The organism is Marinomonas sp. BSi20584, assembly GCF_002792415.1.
In the GTDB taxonomy this organism is placed as follows: domain Bacteria; phylum Pseudomonadota; class Gammaproteobacteria; order Pseudomonadales; family Marinomonadaceae; genus Marinomonas; species Marinomonas polaris.
In genome coordinates this window covers 39,119-59,567 of the sequence record NZ_KZ454890.1, presented here as the reverse complement: position 1 = coordinate 59,567, position 20,449 = coordinate 39,119, and the positions used below count along the sequence as shown (strand labels likewise).

Sequence of the window (20,449 nt, the reverse complement as noted above, 5' to 3'; positions counted from 1 at the left end):
TAATCAGCTTAACAATATAGGTGGATATGAATTATTTTGCGCATCTTCACATTGCAGCGATTACGAATACTTCTTGGGTTGGTAATTTGCTTGGTGACTTTCCAGTTGACGCAAGTCTTTTGGATGCAGATTTACTAATAGGTTGGCGTTTGCACCAAAAAGTAGATGTCATGGTGGATCAGCATGAGGCAAGTGTATTGTTTCGTGGTATGGAGCGAAAAGGGCGTCGACGATTTGCTGGCATTATACAAGACATCGCCATGGACTATTGGTTAATACAGAACTGGACACTATTTAGTCCTGTTTCGTTGGACATTTTTTGTGAGCAGGCTGTGGCTGGTTTAGTAAAAGATAAGCATCGCAGTCCGGAACGTTTGAAAAACATGATTAGCTCATTGGAATATGAAAATTGGTTATCTAATTTGGGGACACTAGATGGTGTGGATAGAGCGATACATTCTATTATGCGCCGTTGGAAGCATGGTAAGCATTTGCAGGGGTTTGTTGATGATTTACCCAATGTGATTAATCAGGCCGAAGCGCCTTTTTTAGACTTATATCCAGATTTATTAGACTACGTGAAACAAGAAATGAAAAAAGCCGAGGCCACACACAGCCTCGGCTAATGGACCTTTGCGCTATGCGCTTCATAGCAGGCCCGATCGAGAGAACAACCAAATAAACGAATTTAGCTCGGTGCAGATTCCTCGCCTTCGTTTATCTGGAATGGACGAGTATAGATATTTTCTGATTAGTCACCTTGACTTAGGTCAGATTAGATCACTTTAATAAAAGCTCTCAATAAACATACGAGAGTTAGGTGCACAGTATTTTATCTCTCTCTTGCGGTAACTTGTGGTAGAATCCGCCACCGAAAAAGACTTGGTTAGAATAGGGGAGTTAGGTTGAGCGTTCAGTGGTATCCAGGGCACATGAATAAAGCGCGTCGAGAAATCGAAGAAGTCATGACGCAAGTAGATATCGTTATCGAGGTATTGGATGCCCGTATCCCCGATTCCAGCCAGAACCCCATGCTTAATACCTTGCGTGGAGAAGTACCTGTGCTTCGTCTTTTGAATAAAAAAGACTTAGCTGACAAAGCTAGACTAGACTTATGGTTAGAGCATTGGCGTGGTAACGAGTCTATTTTAGCTCACCCTTTTTCTACGTTAGACAAAGCGGATGTTGCCAAAATAAGCCAATGGGTGGGTCAGATGGTTCCTCATCGAGGTAGCGCTGAAAAACCGATTAGAGCCATGATTGCGGGTATTCCTAACGTTGGGAAGTCCAGCTTAATGAATGCGTTGTTGGGTCGTCGAGTGGCAAAAGTCGGTGATGAGCCTGCTGTTACTAAGTCACAGCAAAAATTGAAAGTAACAAATGGCTTTCAGATATTAGACACCCCTGGCATTTTGTGGCCGAAAATTGAAAACCCTGATGCCAGTTATCGCTTGGCTGTTACGGGTGCCGTTCGTGCTACTGCTATTGATTATGAAGATGTTGCCTTGGTGGGTTTGAAGTTTTTTATCGCCGATTATTTGGAATCGCTTACAACTCGTTACAAATTGAAAGAACTTTCGCCAGATCCTTATGAAGTGCTAAAAGTGATTGGTTCTAAGCGAGGTGCATTGCGAGCGGGCGGTAAGGTCGACATGCATAAAGCGGCAGAAGTATTTTTAAATGATGTAAGAACTGGTGCAATTGGGCCTTACGTCATGGAAACGCCAGACATGATTGCCCATGAAGAGCGTTTGGTTGAAGAGGCAAAAGCGAAAAAAGAAGCAGAAAGACAAGCTCGATTGGCAGCCGCTGTTCCGCAACGCCAGCAAGCAATTAACCGTGCTTATCGTAATGCTCAAGCGACAGATCAAGTAGAATCAACAGAACAAGCTCAAACTATTCAGCAAGATGAGAGCACAGATGACAAGCAGTGAGGTTCACGGTCATGGATTATGAAATTGCCTTTGATCAGGACGAAAATGTTTATCGCATTTATACAGGGTACGAGTTTGCTGCAATTGGCGAATGGGTCTCTGAATACGTGCGGGATTTGGAAAGTATTCAGCGAGTACTAATGGCGGCTCGTTTGGCAGAAACTGAGAAAGAAACCACGGAGTTCAAACATGGTCCTTTTGATGTTGTTTTGAGCGAAGAGGGCGTGTCTGTATCTCGACAAGTAGATCTCGACTCAGCAGAAGAAGAAATAAAAGCGATGTTTGATACTCAGGAAAGTTTTTATCAGACCTCGACAGATGGTATTCAAGCAGAATGTGGCTTAGAAGATCTAATTAATATGATCGAAAATTGGCACGAAGTGTTGCAGTGATTCTAACGTGTTATGATGGTTGTTCCTTGCGCTGGCTGGGTTTAAACTAGCGCTTGTTTATTTTTTACGTTTTTTTAGGGAGCCGATATGCTCATCGAATTGGAAAAAGCCCGCACTCGAAATAATGTTGTTCGCATTTTTCGTGAAGAATTGGATGGACCAGATGGCTGGACTGACGGTTTTGTTGTGGATGCCAACGAAGAAATGGTTTTGCTCCAATTGGTGGATGATAGTGTTCGTCTTAATGGTTATCAAATTCTCTTTTTAGAGGACATTAGTGACTTCGCTCATCCGGCTCCCTTTAATGATTTCCAGAAAAAAGTACTAGCGCTTCGTGGTGAAGAAGTTGTTGACCCTGAAGTGGTGCTTGACGATTTAGCTGTATTGTTAATTGATATAAGTGAAGAGTTCGGTTTGGTCACACTTCATCGTGAAGAGATTGAACCGGATAGCTGTGAAATCGGTCGTGTTGTTCGTGCTGACGCCGTTACTTATGAGTTAGAAGAAATTGGTTCAGATGCGCGTTGGTTTGATGATACGTTCGAATATGATTTGTATGATATTACCCGTATTGAGTTTGGTGGCGCTTATGAAGATGCTTTGCTACTAGCAAATGATGACATGGGTGATGATGCTTATGAGTTGTCTGATGATTATCCAGATGATGGGGTTGTAGACGACGAATAATAGTGAATTGAGCCTTAGCTTTTTTTACGCTTTAATAAAAAACGCCTTATTGGGCGTTTTTTTATTTATATTAATGCCTTTATGAAATTATTTATTTTGTAAAGGTAGAATTGTTTTATTAAGTCTGCTTCTGTCTGGCAGTGATCTTGCAGAATTATAAGCATAAAGTGCTTTGCGAATAAGATGAAATGGAAAATGAGGAACCTTTTTATGTCTCGGTGGCTGACCCTTTTTTGTTCGCTATTGCTGATTTCTGGCTGCGCGGCTTATGCAACACATCAATTTGATAACGTTTTTGGGGCGCAAGATCCAGCGAATCGTGTTAGTGACATTAGTGATGAAGATAGTGCGTTTTATAATGAGCAAGTAAGACCTATTTTAGACAGTCGCTGTGTTTCTTGTCACGCTTGTTATGATGCGCCTTGTCAATTGAAGTTTACCGCTTCTGATGGTATTGAGCGAGGAGGATCAAAAGAGCTTGTTTATGATGGTACTCGTCTTTTAGCTTCTTCCCCAACACGTTTGTTTATTGATGCTAAAAGCACTGATGAATGGCGATCGAAAGGCTTTCATCCCGTTTTAAATGAGCGAGAGCAGTCACCTTCGGCTAATCTGCAGGGCAGTTTATTGTACCGAGCGATTGCGCTGCGTAAAACGCAAGGTGATTTCACTCAGCCTGTTTTACCGGACAGCTATGATTTCTCACTTGCTCGAGATCAACAGTGCGTTAGCATTGAAGAGTATCGGCAATTTGAGCAGGATTATCCTAATTGGGGTATGCCTTATGGTCTTCCTGCCCTTAGTGCCGATGAGTATGATGTATTGACGCGTTGGTTGGCGAAAGGTGGCAAGATGCCAGAAGCTAAGCCTTTACCTGTTAAGCTACAGCAGCAAGTGGCTTTGTGGGAATCGCGATTAAATGGAGATGACCTAAAAGGGCAGTTGGTTTCTCGTTATATCTACGAACACCTTTATTTATATAGTCTTTACTTGGGTGATAGAGAGTTTGATGACGGTAAAGAGATTCGCTTCCAGTTAGTTCGCTCTAAAACACCGCCAGGTGAGCCTATTGATCGTATTGCCACGCGTCGCCCTTATGACCCACCAGGTGTAGATCGTGTTTATTATCGACTCTGGGCTGACCCAGAAGTCAAAGTTCAAAAAAATCATATTCCTATGCAGTTGAATGAAGCGAGATATGTTCGCTGGCAGTCTTATTTTTATACTGATGATTATGAAGTAACAAGAGATCCTGGATATGCTCCTGAGGTCGCAACGAATCCTTTTAAGGCATTCCGTGAGATACCAGCTCACGGGCGTTACCGTTTCTTACTAGACCATTCGCAAAAAACGATTATGTCATTTATTAAAGGTCCGGTTTGTCGTGGACAGGTTGCTGTTAATGTGATTAATGAGCAATTTTGGGTGTACTTTATTGATCCAGAATTAATTTATAACAAAGGTTCTGCTGATTACTTAGAGGATCAAGCTCAGAATTTGGATTTACCTGCTATAGGGTCTAGTAATACTTTATCACCGACCTCTTGGGTTACCTTTTCTGATCAGCAAAAGTCATATTTGTCGGCGAAAGCGGCGTTAATTGAAAAAGAAGTTGGAGTTGGTGGCAAGGTTCCTTTGGATTTAAGTTTAATTTGGGATGGTGATGGCAACAATGATAATGCTGCGTTAACTATTTTTCGCCATTTTGATAATGCGTCGGTAGTGAAGGGGATGGTGGGTCAACATCCCAAAACTGCTTGGGTGATTGATTATCCATTACTGGAGCGTATTCATTATTTACTGGTGGCAGGGTTTGATGTGTACGGTAATGTTGGCCATCAGCTGGTAACCCGTTTATACATGGACTTTTTAAGAATGGAAGGGGAGATGAATTTTTTGCTTTTACTCCCTAAAGAAGATCGAGAGACAGTCCGAAAGTATTGGTATCGAGATGCGAATCAAACAATTAAAGATTATATTTTTAGTGACTATATAAAAGTTAATCGTCAAACCCAGATTGATTATGTGACGGACGATCATCAGTCTGAGTTATATGAAAAACTTCGAGAGAAGTTAGCTGCTGTACTAGATCATGGCTATGATTTGGAGCAAAGCAAGTTAACTGCTAAGCAGCGTAAGGCCTTGTATAAGCTTCAAGCGGTGCGCGGAGGCGGGTTGGTTTATTTGCCGGATGTTGCAACCATATTAGTGACTCAGCAAGGTGTGCCGCTGGAAGTCATTAGTTTGATTCATAATAAAGCCCACGCAAATATTTCCAGTTTATTGGATGAAGAAGCTGCGCGTTTGCCAGACGAAGATGGTGTGACTTTGGTGAAGGGGGTCTTGGGTGATTACCCTAATGTGCTGATGCAGGTCGAAGAAAGTGAGTTGATAGATTGGGCCGATCAAGTCGGGAGTCTTAAGACAAAAGAAGATTATTCGGCTCTTTTAGATAGCTTTGGGATACGAAGAACTCACCCTAATTTTTGGTTTGTTAGCGATGCGATTGGAAACCTAAATAAGCTGGATCGCCCAAGAGAAAGTGGGATTCTTGATTATAATCGTTTAGAAAATAGATAGCTGCTTTTTAAATGGAAAGTGGCTTTGGAAATGGATAGTGGTTTTAGCACGAGTATTATACTCGTGCTAAATAGTACAAAAGTATCAATAAGCTAATTACCTTTATAAATGACATGATGGACGCTTCTGCATTTAGTGCATGATTGAGTGCTTGTAACTGGCGACGATCAGTCTTAAATAGAGGGTATATTAGTTTTATTGGATGAATGTTATGGTTCCACTTTCGATACTTGATCTTGCTCCTATTGCTGAAGGCTGTTCGGTTGCGGACTCATTGGCGATGAGTCGTCGAATGGTTGTTGCGGCAGAAGAGCTTAATTACGCGCGTTTTTGGTTGGCGGAACATCATGGGATGGCTGGCGTTGCGAGTTCTGCAACTTCTGTTGTGTTATCTCATCTTGGTGCTGCTACATCCAAAATTCGCATTGGTTCTGGTGGTGTAATGCTACCGAATCATTCACCTTTAGTTATCGCTGAGCAGTTTGGTACTTTAGCTGAACTCTATCCTGGTCGTATTGACTTGGGGTTAGGTAGAGCGCCAGGGACCGATATGCAAACGGCAAGGGCATTACGACGTAATATGGATGCTTCTGTGGATAGTTACCCAGACGATATCTTAGAGTTGCAGCGTCTGCTTGGTGGTGGTAATCAGGGTGTTATGGCTGTTCCTGGTCGCAATACTTATATTCCTTTATGGATGTTGGGGTCTAGTTTATATAGCTCTCAAGTTGCAGCTGAATTTGGTTTGCCATATTCCTTTGCCTCTCATTTTGCTCCAGATCAATTAATTCAAGCGCTTACTGTTTATCGTCGTAATTTCAAAGCCTCCGAACAACTCTCCAAACCACACACAATGGCTGGTGTAATGGCTGTTGTTGCTGATACAGATGAAGAGGCGAAATATTTATTTACCTCTGCTCAGCAACAGTTTGTGAATTTACGTCGTAGCCGAAATCTTCCTTTTGCGAGACCTGTTGATAGTATGGATGGGATCTGGTCACCGAGCGAGAAGCATATGGTTGAGCATATGTTGCAATATGCTATCGTGGGTTCAAAAGAGTCTGTTGCCTTTCAATTATCTAGCTTTATTGATTTGACAAAAGTGGATGAGTTGATTATTTCTATGCCTATCCATGATTCTGAAGCAAGGCTGAAGTCATTGCGTTTGATGGCTGAGGTTAGAGATAGCCTGTAATCAGAAAATGTTATCTTCTTAAAAAAGAGCTACTGATAGTTTGAAGTGACCCCCAATAGTTGGACTGCCAATATTGGGGGTTCTTTTTTATTTATCGTAAGGTGAAGGGTCACCATGTATTGGTTGCGTTTTAAATCGACGATGCGTCCAATAATATTGTTCTTTTTTAGGCTCTATAACCTTTTCCATTAATTCATTAATTCTAGTCGCATTTTCAACATCATCTTGGCTTGGATAGTTTTCGACTTCTGTTAATTTTAGGAGGTAGCCGTTTTTTGTTCTGCCATAGTCGTAAAGCACAACTGGCGCATTGGTCATATTTGCGATGCGTCCAATGTGAGCAATAGTTGCGCATTGGTGGCCGTAAAAAGGAGCGAAGACAGAGTTTTTCCGTCCATAATCTTGATCGACAGCGTACCAGACAGCTTTGTTTTGCTTTAGCGATTTCAAAACTTCTCGCATATTAGTGCGTTCGATGGTTTTGGAAAAAATTGCTTTGCGTTGACGCTCCATTACCCAGTTCATCACCGGGTTGGTTTGTAATTTATAAATGGGATGAGCATCTATAAAGCGCGGCATTTGGCTTCCGCAAAAGTCGAGGGAAGAGAAATGGCCACTAATAAGAATGCAGCCTCGCCCTTTAGCTAATACTTTATCAACTACATCTTGTCCTTCAAAAGTGATTCGTGACTGAAACTTTTTCTGGCTTTGAAACCAAGAAGAAAATGTTTCAATTGTGCCTTTTCCCATGCTTTCAAAGTGTGCCTTTGTGAGGTTCTTTCGTTCAGTATCACTCATTTCTGGGTAACAAATTTTTAAGTTTACATCGCATATATGTCGACGTCTTTTGGCAATAGCGTGTAGTGTACGGCCAAGATACTTGCCTAGAACTTGTTGTAACGACCAAGGTAAAAAACTTAACACATAGGCGATTCCCATAGCGAACCAGCTTAGCCAATGTTTCGGTCCCATAAATTTGAAGATACTTTTATTTAATGTACTTTGTTTAGCCATGGTAACCCTCCAAAAAAGCCTGCCACTGCTCTTCAGATACATGAAAGTTTGAATATTTATTGGACTCTTTAGTTATCGAGCGTTTAAGGCGGTCAATGTTAGACCGCATCCAGTCTTGGTGAGGCTCTTTTTGTTCGCATTTGTCAAAATCAATGACCCAAACTTTGTGCTGATTATCTATCATAATGTTATGGCAATTTAGGTCGGAGTGATAAATGCCGTTGTTATGAAAACGTTTTATTACAGTGCCTATTTCATTCCAGTCAATCTCAGGTGATCGATGACTTTTGATAATATCAAATAAATCCTGTGCGTCTTTGATTGTCTCGGTCAATAGTTCAGCTTGATAGAAACCGTATTTAACCGCGAGAGCGCCGCCAATAGGTCGGGGGACAGGAAGAGATAGATTATTCATTTTTTCTAGTAAGCTAAGTTCAAGCCAAGGGCGTGTTTTTTCTAATCCAGTGAATAGAAATCGGCTTTTATTAAATTTTGCGATAAGTCCACCTCGACGATAACGTCGAATGACAAACTGTCCAAATTGACTGTTGATAAACCAGACAGCACCACGGCCATTTCCGGTACCGTGCAATGCTTGTTGTGACTGCCAGAATTCTGGGTCAAACCAAGCTGCTGATAGCGGTAATGTTTGGTCGCTTTTTAATAGTGTCGTATCAGGTGATATGTTGATGGTTTGTGGCATGTTACTCGCTTTATCAAGGTGTTCTTTGTAATGTCTACAAATTTGGACACATTCAAGGGTGTCTATTCTATAATACTTGCTGAGTTTAAGCAGCCCTAGAGGAAGACATGCAACAAGAGAATATTCAACATTTGGCCGTGGTTCGATTATCAGCATTGGGTGACGTGTGTCACGCAATGGCAGTAGTGCAGTCTATTATGAAGCGTTATCCATCTATCCAAGTGACTTGGATAACTTCTCCGTTAGAGGCAAATTTAGTGCGTTTGCTCGATGGTGTGCAAGTGGTTGTATATGATAAAAAAAGCGGTTTTTCTGGATTGTTGGCGCTGCGTTCTCTATTAAGTAGTCAAAAGTTTGATGTGTTGCTGCATTTTCAGTGGTCTTTTAGGGCGAGTGTAGTTTCTCGTCTGATTAAAGCAAAAAGACGCATTGGTTTTGCTTTGTCTCATTCTCGTGAAAAACAACATTGGTTTGTTAATGAGTACGCGCCTGAGCCTAAAGGTGAGCACGTTCTCGATTCTTTTTTATCTATTGCCAGTGTGTTGGGGGTTTCAGAGCCTACATTGCCTTGTGAGTTAATCTTGCCAGAACCAGACCTTGGTCTGCCGGATCATTATGTGGTTATTAACCCATCGGCTTCCAAGGAGGATCGTAACTGGACGGTTGAGGGCTATCAGGCGATCATTGAACGATTGTTAGTGAAGGGTATATGTCCTGTTATCACTGGCGGCCCTTCAGATAGAGAGGTGGCTTTTGCAAAGCAAATTATTGCAAACCGAGCTGAGCAGGTTATTAATCTGGTGGGGAAGACCCAGCTGAATGTAATGTTGGCTGTTTTAAAGGGGGCGTCGCTGGTAATTAGTCCTGATACTGGGCCTGCTCATATGGCAACTCTAGTTGGCACGCCTGTTCTTGGTTTGTACGCTCATTCGAATCCGCAGAGAACAGGGCCATATCGTGATTTAGATAAAGTGCAGAGTGTGTACGAGGAGCTAGTTGTGAAGGAGTATCAAAAGCCTGTCGCAGAGCTGCCTTGGTCAACACGTGTGCATGACCCTAAGGCCATGCAGCACATCCGTGTTGAATCGGTTTTAGCTATGCTGGATACGCTTATTTAGCGAGTCTATTTAGAATGACTATTTAGACAAAGACTGCTCAGCAAGCTTAAGATCTAGCGTCGCCTTTAACAGCTTGTAAAGCTGGATAGAGGCGTCAATTTCTTCTTTTCGGTTAGTTAAACTTTCGATGTTTAAACCAAGCGGAACGCCAAGAGGTAGCGCGGTTTCAATAATTTGTTCTAACGCATTACGGCAGATTTTAATGGACTCTTCTAGTGGTGCTTTAGCATCTAAAATGCGGTGCTTTGTTGCATCCGGCACGGAAATTCCCAACCACTCCATGAACTCAAGTGTTTTTGCACTGCCACATGGTGTGAATGTTAAAATAATGCGCTTAGGTGTTTCGCCCTTTTCTTTGCAAGTTCTCGCGTAGCGGCTGATTAAGTCAGCGGTCGCTTGGTGGTTGTAAACGGCTTGTGAAATAAAGAACTCACAACCTGATTCAGATTTTTTTAATAGGCGTAAATGCTCGTCGCCTTTTTTTGCATGACGTTCTGCAATGGTCACGCCGCCAAGATTAAAATCATGAGGTGATGCTTTTAGGGTTTCATAAGCTTGCGGCAATGGTAGCTTGATATCACCATTTGAAGAAGGTGAGCCAACCAATACTAAATCACGAATACCGTACTGTTCCCACGCCTCAGTTAGCCAGCCTGAAAACTCCTCTGAGCTACGGGATGAAACAGATTTGTAGGTAATTACCGGCTTGCCTGATTGCTGATGAAGGCGCTTTGACCAAGCTCGTGGGTCGTGAGTTTCCATGAAAGGAAAAGGGCGTGGCTTGTCAATTCGGCTAGTTTCGTCTTGAATGTCATAAACGATTAAACCATCGACGTCGATATTATCAAGGCGCTCAAGCAGTTTTTGGCTTACTTGTTCTAGCTGTACTTCTTCAAGAGAGGATTTTGGTGGTGTTGTACCAATGAAGTAAACACCTCGACTAGGATCTTGAAACTTTGTTGCTAATTCCGATTTCATAATGTCACACTCTAATTAGACGAGGCAGATAATGTCGGTCTGCGTCTCGGGATGTTTGTTAGTTGGTGTTATTCTAACAGTGAAATGTATTCAAGGCTTTGTGTTGAAGGTGAATAATATTATTGATGAAGTGAGGGGCGCTAATCTTATAGTGAGATAAATTATGTCAAATATAGAATTAAAAGGCCTTTCTGAGGTGGCGTCTTCTAGCCTGCCACCAGTCCATAATTGGAAACCGCCATTTTGTGGTGATATGGATATGGTGATTAAAGCGAACGGTGAGTGGTTTCATGAAGGCGGTAAGATTAAACGCTCTGCAATGGTGGCCATGTTTAGCCGAATATTGTGGTTTGAAAATGGCGAGCACTTTTTAATGACGCCTGTTGAGAAAGTTAGAATTCAAGTTGAAGATGCTCCTTTTCTTATTACTCGTTGGCAATGGATAGAGACAGAACGTGGTAGAGCGATAGAATTTGCAACGTTAACTGACGATGTTCTGGTGCTTGGTGTTGATTGCGATCTTTGGATGGACTGGTATAAGGAAGAAGAGCGGCCTTATGTTTCAATGCGTTATGGTATGAAGGCTTTGGTAGGACGAAATGTGTTTTATGGTATTGCCGAAAGCCTTGAGCAGGTCGAGGCACCGAAAGGCATTGGTATGGGGATAATAAGTGCCGGTAAAAGCTATCTTTTAATGCAAGATGCATAACGAATTTGAGCCTGTCTAGGTTATAATGCGCGAATTAGACGTGACGCTTTGTTTGCGTAGTATTTTAGTTTTGAAGGGGTGTTTGTTTGTTATTCGAAGAATTTGGTTTTGATAATCGCATTTTAAAGTCCATTGGCCACTTGGGGTTTGATGAGGCAACTGAGATTCAAGCTCGTGCTATTCCAGAAGCAATGGCTGGTAGAGATTTGTTAGCGTCGTCAAAAACAGGTTCGGGAAAAACACTTGCCTATCTTTTGCCTGCGTTGCATCGAGTTTACAAGAAAAAAGCCTTGTCTAAGCGTGATCCGCGAGTGGTGATTTTGGTGCCAACTCGCGAATTGGCAAAACAGGTTTTTGGTCAACTGCGTCTTTTGTTGGCGGCTAGCCGTTTTACCTCAATTCTTATTCAAGGCGGCGAGAACTTTAACGATCAACATAAATCTTTGCAAAAAGATCCACATTTTATCGTGGCAACACCGGGTCGTTTAGTTGACCACTTAAAGCAGCGTCATGTTTTTCTTGAAGGGCTTGAGCTGCTTATTTTGGATGAAGCTGATCGTATGTTGGATTTAGGCTTTGCTGATGCCATGCGAGCTATTAACTCGGCAGCAAGCCATCGTCAGCGCCAAACTTTATTCTTTTCCGCGACGCTTGATAATACCGAAATCAGCGAAATTGCTGGCGAGCTATTGCGAGAACCTTCGCGAGTCGCTATTGGTCAAGGTTTTGATGAGCACACAGATATTTCTCAGCATGTTTTGCTTTGTGATCATCTGGATCATAAAGAAGCCCTGCTGAAACACTTATTAGTGGGGCAAACCATTAAACAAGCCATTGTTTTTACGGCAACGAAAAGTGACACGGTGCGTTTATCTGAGATTATTGCGGGTTGGGGATTAAGCACTCAAGCTTTGAACGGTAACTTGTCTCAAAGCGCTCGTAATAAAACCATGGAAAGCTTCGCGAAAGGGCTGTTTGATGTATTGGTAAGTACAGATGTTGCTTCTCGTGGCTTGGATATTGCTAGCGTGTCCCATGTTTTTAACTTTGATTTACCAAAGCAAGCGGAAGAATTTGTGCATCGAACGGGTCGTACTGGCCGCGCTGGTTTTAAAGGTGATGCTTATTCTTTGGTTGGCCCGAAAGACTGGGTGAACTTCAAAGCGATAGAGGTATTTTTACAAAAGACATTTACAACAGAATCTATTGAAGGGCTTGAACCGAAGTTTAAAGGTCTGCTTCCTCCTAAACCTGCTCGTCAAGAAACTAAAAAAGGCAGCACGAAAGCACCAACTAAGGCGCCTAAGAAGACAAATAAAAAGCCGGCAGGTAAAGCACGTTTCCATGACAATCAACAAGATGGCTTTGATGCGTTTAAATTGCCGCCTAAGCGTTTTGTTACGCCAGATAATGTTGGCGATGAAGATGAGTAGTAGCAGCTAGTTTTTTGTTAATTTATCCAAAGAGTTAGATTTTATTAATTGACAGATGAGCTATATTCACGATATTGATTAAGTAAGGTGCAAATTGGTCTTTTATTAAGTCTCAGTCTTTCAAAAAATTGTAAGGTGAGTCGTGACTTTGAAGGAATGTACCTTCATTTACTTTCTTATCTATTGGAGATGAGCTTATTAATCGTTTACCCCCATTAAATTCATTAAAGTGTTTTGAGTCTGCCGCTCGTCATGGCAGCTTCAATAAAGCAGCCAAGGAATTGTCTGTAACACCTTCTGCGATTAGTCATCAAATCAAAGGTCTGGAAAGCTTTCTAGGCCTTGAATTGTTTCGCCGTACTAAACGTAAAGTGATCTTAACGGAAGCTGGGGAGTCTTATCTAAAGCCAATAAAAAGTATTTTTGAGCAATTAGAAAATGCGACTTCAGAGCTTAAGAGCAAGCAAAAATCAGGTTCGCTTCGTTTGGCCGTTGCTCCAGCTTTCCTGACTCGCTGGCTAATGCCAAGAATGGAGCGTTTCCAAGAGCGCTATCCTGATATTCAGATTGAAATCAGCTCTTCAACGGGTTTAATTGATTTTTCCGCCAATGATATAGATATGGCCGTATATTTTGGTAGCGGAGATTGGGATGATGTTGAAGCATATTATTTGCGTCCTGCCCGACTTGCTCCAGTATGTAATCCTCGTTTGATTAAGCCAGAGCAGCCTATTGTTAAGCCTGAAGATATGCGTTTTTACCCGTTATTACATGTTACTAAGCGAAAAGATGAGTGGCATGACTGGTTGCAGCAACATGATCTTGATCCTAAGTTATTCCGTCGTGGTTTGATGTTTTCTAGTGGCTCACTTACTGCGGGTGCGGCCGCTCAAGGTTTGGGTATTTCATTAACCGATCCGGAGCTTATTATGCCTGAGATAGAAGCTGGCACGCTGAAAGTTTTATTCAATCAGCATTTGATTACCAATCGGTCTTTTTACTTGGTTTATGAAAAGCGCCGTTCTGTAACCTCTGCAATGTCTGCCTTTAAAGAATGGATAATTGAAGAAATGGTTGGCAATAAAAATACCTAGATGTATTTTGAGCTAAAAAATTGTTAAAAACATAAATGAGAACTTGTATATGAGTACAGCGTTAACGGTAAATAGCTATTTTAATGATCAAGTGAAATCCATTGCATTGAATAATACGGAAGGGACATCAACCGTTGGTGTTATGGCGGTTGGTGAGTACGAGTTTGGCACGAGTCAGCGAGAGTATATGACGGTTGTGTCTGGTGCTTTAACTGTTAAGTTGCCTACAGAAGATGATTGGAAAACCTTCGTTAAAGGCGATACTTTCATTGTTGAAGCGAACCAGACTTTCCAATTGAAAGTAGCTGAAATGACTGCTTACCTTTGTCGTTACGAGTGATATTGCAGTCTTAAAATTGTGGTATGCGAATTATAAAAAAAGGGCTGAATTTCAGCCCTTTTTTGTTGGATCTAATCTAATTATTTATCCGCCGACTACGTTGACGAGTAGGGTGACTTTATCTCCAGGTTGAACGTATTTCTTACCACCAACCTTTGGATTCCAATCTCGAATATCATTCACCGATACATTGAATTTATTAGCAACGACGGCTAGAGACTCACCAGAGCGAATAGTGTAGACCACTTTTTTCATTACGCTTCGGGTGCTGTTTTCTGACTGCTTAGGTTCTAACCATACAACCAGCTTCTTGCCTGGAATCAGCGGGTCTGCAAGTCCCATATTGTTCCATCGGGCTAATGTCTTACTGTCCGTACCGTATTTATTTGAGATTAACCATAAACTGTCGCCAGAATTAACTGTGTAGTTTATTTTTATACGGTTACGGTTTGGTGCATGAGACTGTTTGGCTAATAAGCGCTGATGAGAGCTTAGTGTGTAGCTTTCTATATCATTGCCAGCAACTGGGATCATTAACTCTTGTCCAACACGAATCATGGTCGAGGATATTTTATTTACGTCCTGTAGGACATTGACCGTGGTGTTGTGCTGTTTTGCAACAAGAAGTAAGTTGTCGCCAGCTTTTACTGTGTAACGAACCCAAGTAACTCGTTCTTTGCTAGGAATCTCTGCTAGTTTTGTTCTAAATAGTTTTGCTTTAGAGACGGGCATAAGTAATCTGTGCGGCCCATCTGGTGAAGTTGCCCACTGGTTGAAGCCTGGGTTTAGTAAATAGACTTCATCAATGCTCACATTAGCCATTTCCGCTGCTTGGGCTAGATCGAGTTGTCCGCCGATATTGACAACATCGAAATATGGTTTGTTAGGAATGAAGTAGGTTGAGTAATTATATTTTTCAGGATTTTTGATTATTTTTGCTAGGGCAATCAATTTCGGAACGTAAGCTCGAGTTTCTTTAGGGAGGTCTAAAGACCAAAAATCCGTCGGTTTGCCAGCTTTTTTGTTTTTTCTGATGGCTCTTAGTACTGTCCCTTCTCCAGAGTTATAAGATGCTAGCGCGTGAAGCCAATCGCCATCGAACATTTTATGCAGTCGAGTTAAGTAAGCAATAGCTGCTTGTGTTGAGCCAATAATGTCTCGGCGACCGTCATACCACCATGTTTGGTCTAGTCCATACATTTGTCCAGTAGAGGGGATGAACTGCCAAGGGCCAGAGGCGCGGCCATGGCTGTAACCAAAAGGATCAAAGCCACTTTCGACGATGGGTAATAACGCGATTTCAGTTGGTATTCCTGCTTTTTCTAGCTCATCGACAATGTAATATAAGTAGCGTTCACCGCGTTTTGATACTCTGTCGAGGTACGAAGGGTGAGAGCTAAACCAGCGTAACTGAGAAGACAGTCGTGGTCTGTCTATGTCTAGGTCTAATTGAAATCCTGTGCGGACTCTTTCCCAGATATCTTCTGGTGCTTTTGGCTTGCTTGTCGCTATAAGGGGTTCTTCTGTGGGAGCTGTGTCTTCCGTTGCAGAGTCAACTGGAGGAACTGTGTCAATGAAGCCTAGTTGTTCGGTATCTGCTTCAACAATATCAGTATCTTCCGTCGATTCTATTAGATCTGAGGAAGTGTTGTTCCTTTCTACTTTCGAAGCGGTTTGGCATGCACTTAGTGCTAGGCTGGCGAGGCAAACCCATAAAAATTTATATATCATGTAGGTCACAAAATTGAGTAAAGTTTCGACATTTTAAGGTTGTAGCGCAATAGGTCAACTAAAACTATCTTTGGCGCGTCTCACTTGGCTGAATGCAGCAATAGAATTCTCTGCTGGAATTTCGTTAAGTTGTTGTGCTGCTTGAACTTTAATGGCCTCTATATGGCTTCTTAAGAATGGGTTAGTTTTTTTCTCTAAGCTGAGTTTTGTTGGCAAGGTTGGCTTTTCTTCTGCGCGTAGTTTTTGACACGTATTATTGCTTTCTATTAGGTCTTTGTTATTGGGTTCAACAGAAAGTGCAAAGCGGTAGTTGGCTAGAGTGTATTCGTGGGTGCCATAAATTAGCGTATCATCTGGCAAGTCTGAGATCTTTGTCATAGCCGTTAGCATTTGTTCAGGTGTGCCTTCCATTATGCGACCACATCCACCTTTAAATAGCGTGTCGCCGCTAAACAAAATGGGCGTTTCTTGTTTTGAAAAATAACACAAATGATCAAGAGTGTGCCCTGGTGTTGCTATGACTGTAAATATTTTTGAAAAGATTTGAACTTGGTCATTATCATCGACAGGATGAGTGACGAGTTCTGTAAGGTGCTCAGGTCCATGTACGGGGCAATTTGAGTGCTGTTTTAGTTCAGCGACTCCGCCCGTGTGATCTTTATGGTGGTGAGTAATTAAAATGCCTGTTAAGGTCTTTTTGTATTCGCGGCAGTAGTTCAAAACAACATCTGCTTTACCTGGGTCCACAGCCCAAATACCCGAACTATCTTTATCTTGGATTATCCAGATATAATTGTCATTAAAGGCGGGAAGCGGAAAGATAGTCATAAAGTGTCTACTTTTAAAGGGTTATTGTGTTTTATATGACGCGCCAAGAAAAATAATAAAAAGACACAGTCATACCGTTTTAAATAGAGAATTCATTGTATGTTGGATGATCAATCAAGACAATTTTTTCAAAATTGGTACAAAAGTAACCTAGGCGATAGCCTGTTGCAATTAGAGTTGAGTGAGATAACCTCTGAGCTTGATTCTGCAGTAGGTTATTATTTAGTGAGTCAGTCGCCTCTTAGAGATTTTTCTCTGAAGAATCATCGTTTACGCGAAAGTATTTTAATTGCGCCTGTTTTAGAGTTTGGTGCTCCTGGTAATACTATTGTCGCTAGGGCAAGTGAGCTACCTTTCGAGGCGGATGGTGTGGATGTGCATGTTTTTCATCACACGTTAGATATATCTGCCACACCCCATGACGACCTAAGGGAGGCTGCAAGGACTTTATTACCAAGTGGGAAGCTAGTTATTATTGGCTTTAACCCTTGGAGCTTGTGGGGGTGTCGTCGCCTATTTTCTAAGAAAGTTAAAGCGCCTTGGTGTGGGCATTTTATTGCTCATCAGCGTTTAGAAGACTGGCTAAAAGTAGCTGGTTTAACATTAGAATCAAAACGTTTTGTTTTTTATGAACCGCCGCTTCAGAGTAGTAAGTGGCGTTCGCGCTTTGCCTGGATTGATAAAATGTTTAGGCCTCTCAAGCTGCCATTTAGTGGTGTGTATGTGATGACTGCAACCAAACAAGTAAGGCGTTTTATTCCATTAAAACCTCGTTGGTCAGGGGCTCGAGTTAGAGTGCCGCCATTATCAAAGCCAACAGCAAAAGAGATGAAAGAGTGAAGAAGGTAATAATGTACACAGATGGTGCTTGTAAGGGTAATCCTGGCATCGGTGGTTGGGGAGCTTGGCTTACTTTTGGAGAGCATGAGAAGCACTTATGCGGTGGGGAGCATGATACAACCAACAATCGAATGGAGCTTATGGGGGCTATAGAAGGCCTTCGAGCGTTGAAAGAAAAATGCTCAGTAACACTCTATACCGATTCCTCTTATGTACAGAAGGGGATTACTGAGTGGTTAGCAGGTTGGAAGCGAAAAGGTTGGATGACGGCATCTAAGCAGCCTGTAAAAAATAAAGACCTCTGGCAAGCTTTAGATGAGCAGTGTCAGCATCATGAAGTCACTTGGAAGTGGGTGAAAGGCCACGCTGGCATAGAAGGTAACGAAATTGCTGACCAATTGGCGAATAAAGGTATTGATGAATTAAGGGCTGCATCATGAGACAGGTAGTGCTTGATACGGAAACAACGGGTATTGATCCAAAGCAAGGCCATCGTATTATTGAGATTGGTTGCGTGGAGATGATTGGTCGTAAGCTAACTAAGCGACATTTTCATGTTTACATCAATCCTGATAGAGAAGTGGAAGAAGAAGCCTTTCGGGTTCACGGAATCAGTAATGAGTTTCTGGCAGATAAACCACGTTTCCATGAAATTGCCCAAGAGTTTTTCGATTTTATAAAAGGCGCCGAACTAATTATTCACAACGCGCCTTTTGATATTGGCTTTATGGATCATGAGTTTGCCCGTATTGGCGGTTATCCGAAAACGGCAGAGGTTTGTGGTGTTTTTGATAGTTTGGTTTATGCCCGTAAAAAGCATCCAGGGCAGAAGAATAACCTAGATATTTTGTGTAGACGTTATGGTATTGATAACTCACACCGTGAATTGCACGGCGCTCTTTTAGACTCAGAAATTCTTGCTGACGTTTATTTGTTGATGACGGGTGGGCAGACCAGCCTTGGCTTGGCTAATAACTCTGATTCAGAGTCCAAAGAGGAAGGTGGGGTTGAAGAAATCCGCCGATTCTCTAAAGATCGTCCAGCATTGAAGGTTATTAGGGCGAGTGAAGATGAACTAAAAGTCCATGAGGAGCGCTTGGATTTGATTGATAAAAAATCAGGTCAGTCGTTGTGGCGGATTAAGCATTAGTTTAGCAATATTAATACGACGAATTTATAAAGTAATAAGCAAAAAAATGCCCTCCTAGAAGAGGGCATTTTTATGTGTATTGAGTAGTCGTGTCTTATAAGAAGTAGGTGACACAAAGCCCGCCGACAACGCTAAGTACAACTGTATAAGGTAAGGCCATCCAAACCATCTTGCCGTAAGACAGGCGCAACAGAGGGGCGATCGCAGAAGTTAGCAAGAATAAAAATGCAGCTTGTCCATTTGGTGTTGCTACACTTGGCAGGTTTGTGCCCGTGTTGATAGCAACTGCAAGCGTATTAAAATGTTCACGGGTAATAGTGCCTGCATCAAGCGCTGCTTTTACTTCACTAATATAAACGGTTGCAACAAATACGTTATCGCTGATTGCGGATAAAATACCGTTAGCAATAAAGAACATAATGGGCTGAGAGTCTGTTGGCATATGCAGCACAATATCAATAATTGGCTGGAATAGGTGTTGCTCATGTATCACAGACACAATGGTGAAAAACACAACTAGTAATGCTGTAAAAGGCAGAGCTTCTTCAAATGCGTGGCCTATTTGGTGCTCATCAGTAATGCCGTTGAACGCAGTTAGTAGAACAATAACCATAAGCCCAACTAAACCAACTTCAGCAATATGGAATGCCAAAGATAAGATGAGCACAACAGCAACAATGCCTTGAATGATTAATTTAGCTTTATGTTTGTTGGTTTGTTTTTGGCTCTCTTCTTTTTCGAAATTATTCAGAATGTCTCGTACTGTATCAGGTAGTTGTGCGCCATAGTCAAACCACGCTGTTTTTTCTAGTATTACGACGGTTAATAAACCACAGGCTAAAACGGGCATTGATACAGGAGCGACATAGAGGAAGAACTCAATAAAATCCCAGCCTGCTACTTTGGCGATTAATAAGTTTTGTGGTTCGCCAACCAGTGTCGATACACCACCAAGAGCAGTACCTACAGCGCCATGCATTAACAAATCTCGTAAAAACGAGCGAAACTCATTTAGATCTTCGGTATTTATCGGCAGGATAGAGTCGTCTTTTGCATGGTCGTGGTTTTTATTAGAACTTTGGCCAGAAGCTGCTTTGTGGTAAACCGAATAAAACCCAACTCCAACACTTATCAGAACGGCAGTGACAGTTAAAGCATCCAAAAAGGCGGAAAGTAGAGCAGCAGAAAAACTAAAAATTAATGAAATGACTATTTTAGATTTTACTCTGACTAATAGCTTGTTAAAAATAAACAGTAGCATATCTTTCATAAAGTATATGCCAGCGACCATAAACATAAGCAGTAAAATCACATCGAAATTTTTATTTACTTCATGATAAACACCATCTGAGCTGGTCAGTCCTAGTAGGACGGCCTGAATAGCAATTAACCCACCGGGTTGAAGGGGGTAACATTTCAGAGCCATAGCGAGGGTGAATATGAATTCAATGATAAACAACCAACCAGTAATAAAAGGTCCTAACGTAATCACGGCAATAGGGTTGATGATAAGAAATGCGATCACGGCTTGTTTGTACCAGAGGGGGGATGCCCCAAGGAAATTGTTGCCAAGCGCATGTGATAAAGAGGTTTTCATTTATTGCTCCTTTCGGGAAAGCATTAACTTGTTGGCAAGGTATTACGATGTTTTTAAGTTAGACGATAATAAGGGATAAAGAAAACAGTATCTATAGTGATTAATGAGTTATAGATATTGCTATTT

General features: G+C 41.8%; 20 protein-coding genes. 14 read left to right on the top strand and 6 right to left on the bottom strand.

Annotation, left to right across the window (positions count from 1 at the left end; translation table 11 throughout):
- Window positions 1-26 precede the first annotated feature (26 nt).
- The 6 genes from TY87_RS18120 (at window position 27) to TY87_RS18095 (ending at window position 6,788) form a co-directional block, all read left to right on the top strand.
- Entirely contained in the window at window positions 27-626 is a 600-nt protein-coding gene (locus TY87_RS18120) for an acyl carrier protein phosphodiesterase (RefSeq protein WP_100188152.1), read from the top strand.
- A gap of 279 nt (window positions 627-905) precedes the next feature.
- Window positions 906-1,934, top strand: a complete 1,029-nt coding sequence (ylqF, locus tag TY87_RS18115; protein ID WP_100188151.1) for a ribosome biogenesis GTPase YlqF — start codon at window positions 906-908, stop codon at window positions 1,932-1,934.
- An 11-nt stretch (window positions 1,935-1,945) separates the two neighbouring features.
- Window positions 1,946-2,326 (top strand): YacL family protein, encoded by a 381-nt coding sequence (locus TY87_RS18110; protein WP_100188150.1) that lies wholly within the window; start codon window positions 1,946-1,948, stop codon window positions 2,324-2,326.
- Between the two features lie 87 nt (window positions 2,327-2,413).
- On the top strand, window positions 2,414-3,013 hold the full coding sequence (locus tag TY87_RS18105) for a hypothetical protein (RefSeq protein ID WP_072837999.1): 600 nt from the start codon (window positions 2,414-2,416) through the stop codon (window positions 3,011-3,013).
- Between the two features lie 210 nt (window positions 3,014-3,223).
- Window positions 3,224-5,593 (top strand): fatty acid cis/trans isomerase, encoded by a 2,370-nt coding sequence (locus TY87_RS18100; RefSeq protein ID WP_100188149.1) that lies wholly within the window; start codon window positions 3,224-3,226, stop codon window positions 5,591-5,593.
- Between the two features lie 211 nt (window positions 5,594-5,804).
- Window positions 5,805-6,788, top strand: coding sequence for an LLM class flavin-dependent oxidoreductase (locus TY87_RS18095; protein WP_198432131.1), 984 nt, complete (start codon window positions 5,805-5,807; stop codon window positions 6,786-6,788).
- An 87-nt stretch (window positions 6,789-6,875) separates the two neighbouring features.
- Here TY87_RS18095 and TY87_RS18090 read toward each other — a convergent pair whose 3' ends face one another.
- On the bottom strand, window positions 6,876-7,802 hold the full coding sequence (locus TY87_RS18090; RefSeq protein WP_100188147.1) for a lysophospholipid acyltransferase family protein: 927 nt from the start codon (window positions 7,800-7,802) through the stop codon (window positions 6,876-6,878).
- Window positions 7,795-8,505, bottom strand: a complete 711-nt coding sequence (locus TY87_RS18085; protein ID WP_100188146.1) for a 3-deoxy-D-manno-octulosonic acid kinase — start codon at window positions 8,503-8,505, stop codon at window positions 7,795-7,797. Before TY87_RS18085 ends, TY87_RS18090 begins: the two co-directional genes overlap by 8 nt.
- Window positions 8,506-8,612: 107 nt before the next feature.
- Here TY87_RS18085 and TY87_RS18080 point away from each other — a divergent pair, with 107 nt between their 5' ends.
- Entirely contained in the window at window positions 8,613-9,623 is a 1,011-nt protein-coding gene (locus TY87_RS18080) for a glycosyltransferase family 9 protein (RefSeq protein ID WP_100188145.1), read from the top strand.
- Between the two features lie 18 nt (window positions 9,624-9,641).
- Here the strand turns inward: TY87_RS18080 and TY87_RS18075 are convergent, their stop codons facing one another.
- Window positions 9,642-10,601 carry a methylenetetrahydrofolate reductase gene (locus tag TY87_RS18075; RefSeq protein WP_100188144.1) on the bottom strand — a complete coding sequence of 320 codons (960 nt, stop codon included), beginning with the start codon at window positions 10,599-10,601 and terminating at the stop codon, window positions 9,642-9,644.
- 163 nt (window positions 10,602-10,764) lie between these two features.
- Here TY87_RS18075 and TY87_RS18070 point away from each other — a divergent pair, with 163 nt between their 5' ends.
- From TY87_RS18070 to ppnP, 4 genes are all read left to right on the top strand, one after another.
- Window positions 10,765-11,310, top strand: a complete 546-nt coding sequence (locus TY87_RS18070) for a DUF1285 domain-containing protein (RefSeq protein WP_100188143.1) — start codon at window positions 10,765-10,767, stop codon at window positions 11,308-11,310.
- Window positions 11,311-11,396: 86 nt separating this feature from the next.
- On the top strand, window positions 11,397-12,743 hold the full coding sequence (locus TY87_RS18065; protein WP_100188142.1) for a DEAD/DEAH box helicase: 1,347 nt from the start codon (window positions 11,397-11,399) through the stop codon (window positions 12,741-12,743).
- 182 nt (window positions 12,744-12,925) lie between these two features.
- On the top strand, window positions 12,926-13,837 hold the full coding sequence (gcvA, locus tag TY87_RS18060; RefSeq protein WP_332835625.1) for a transcriptional regulator GcvA: 912 nt from the start codon (window positions 12,926-12,928) through the stop codon (window positions 13,835-13,837).
- Window positions 13,838-13,886: 49 nt separating this feature from the next.
- Window positions 13,887-14,177, top strand: coding sequence for a pyrimidine/purine nucleoside phosphorylase (gene ppnP, locus TY87_RS18055; RefSeq protein WP_100188141.1), 291 nt, complete (start codon window positions 13,887-13,889; stop codon window positions 14,175-14,177).
- Window positions 14,178-14,261: 84 nt separating this feature from the next.
- Here the strand turns inward: ppnP and TY87_RS18050 are convergent, their stop codons facing one another.
- Window positions 14,262-15,908 (bottom strand): lytic transglycosylase, encoded by a 1,647-nt coding sequence (locus tag TY87_RS18050; protein WP_100188140.1) that lies wholly within the window; start codon window positions 15,906-15,908, stop codon window positions 14,262-14,264.
- A gap of 54 nt (window positions 15,909-15,962) precedes the next feature.
- A complete protein-coding gene (gene gloB, locus TY87_RS18045; RefSeq protein ID WP_100188139.1) occupies window positions 15,963-16,736 on the bottom strand; it encodes a hydroxyacylglutathione hydrolase in 774 nt (257 codons plus the stop codon).
- 99 nt (window positions 16,737-16,835) lie between these two features.
- On the opposite strand from gloB, the gene TY87_RS18040 reads away from it, so the two are divergent.
- Genes TY87_RS18040 through dnaQ form a run of 3 tightly spaced genes read left to right on the top strand, consistent with a single transcriptional unit; the run spans window position 16,836 to window position 18,726 of the window.
- Window positions 16,836-17,576, top strand: a complete 741-nt coding sequence (locus TY87_RS18040; RefSeq protein ID WP_072838011.1) for a class I SAM-dependent methyltransferase — start codon at window positions 16,836-16,838, stop codon at window positions 17,574-17,576.
- Window positions 17,573-18,016, top strand: a complete 444-nt coding sequence (gene rnhA / locus TY87_RS18035; RefSeq protein WP_232617181.1) for a ribonuclease HI — start codon at window positions 17,573-17,575, stop codon at window positions 18,014-18,016. The genes TY87_RS18040 and rnhA overlap by 4 nt, the downstream gene beginning before the upstream one ends.
- On the top strand, window positions 18,013-18,726 hold the full coding sequence (gene dnaQ, locus TY87_RS18030) for a DNA polymerase III subunit epsilon (RefSeq protein ID WP_072838013.1): 714 nt from the start codon (window positions 18,013-18,015) through the stop codon (window positions 18,724-18,726). Before rnhA ends, dnaQ begins: the two co-directional genes overlap by 4 nt.
- Before the next feature lie 94 nt (window positions 18,727-18,820).
- On the opposite strand, the gene nhaB is transcribed toward dnaQ, so the two are convergent.
- Window positions 18,821-20,323 (bottom strand): sodium/proton antiporter NhaB, encoded by a 1,503-nt coding sequence (gene nhaB, locus TY87_RS18025; protein WP_100188138.1) that lies wholly within the window; start codon window positions 20,321-20,323, stop codon window positions 18,821-18,823.
- Window positions 20,324-20,449 lie beyond the last annotated feature (126 nt).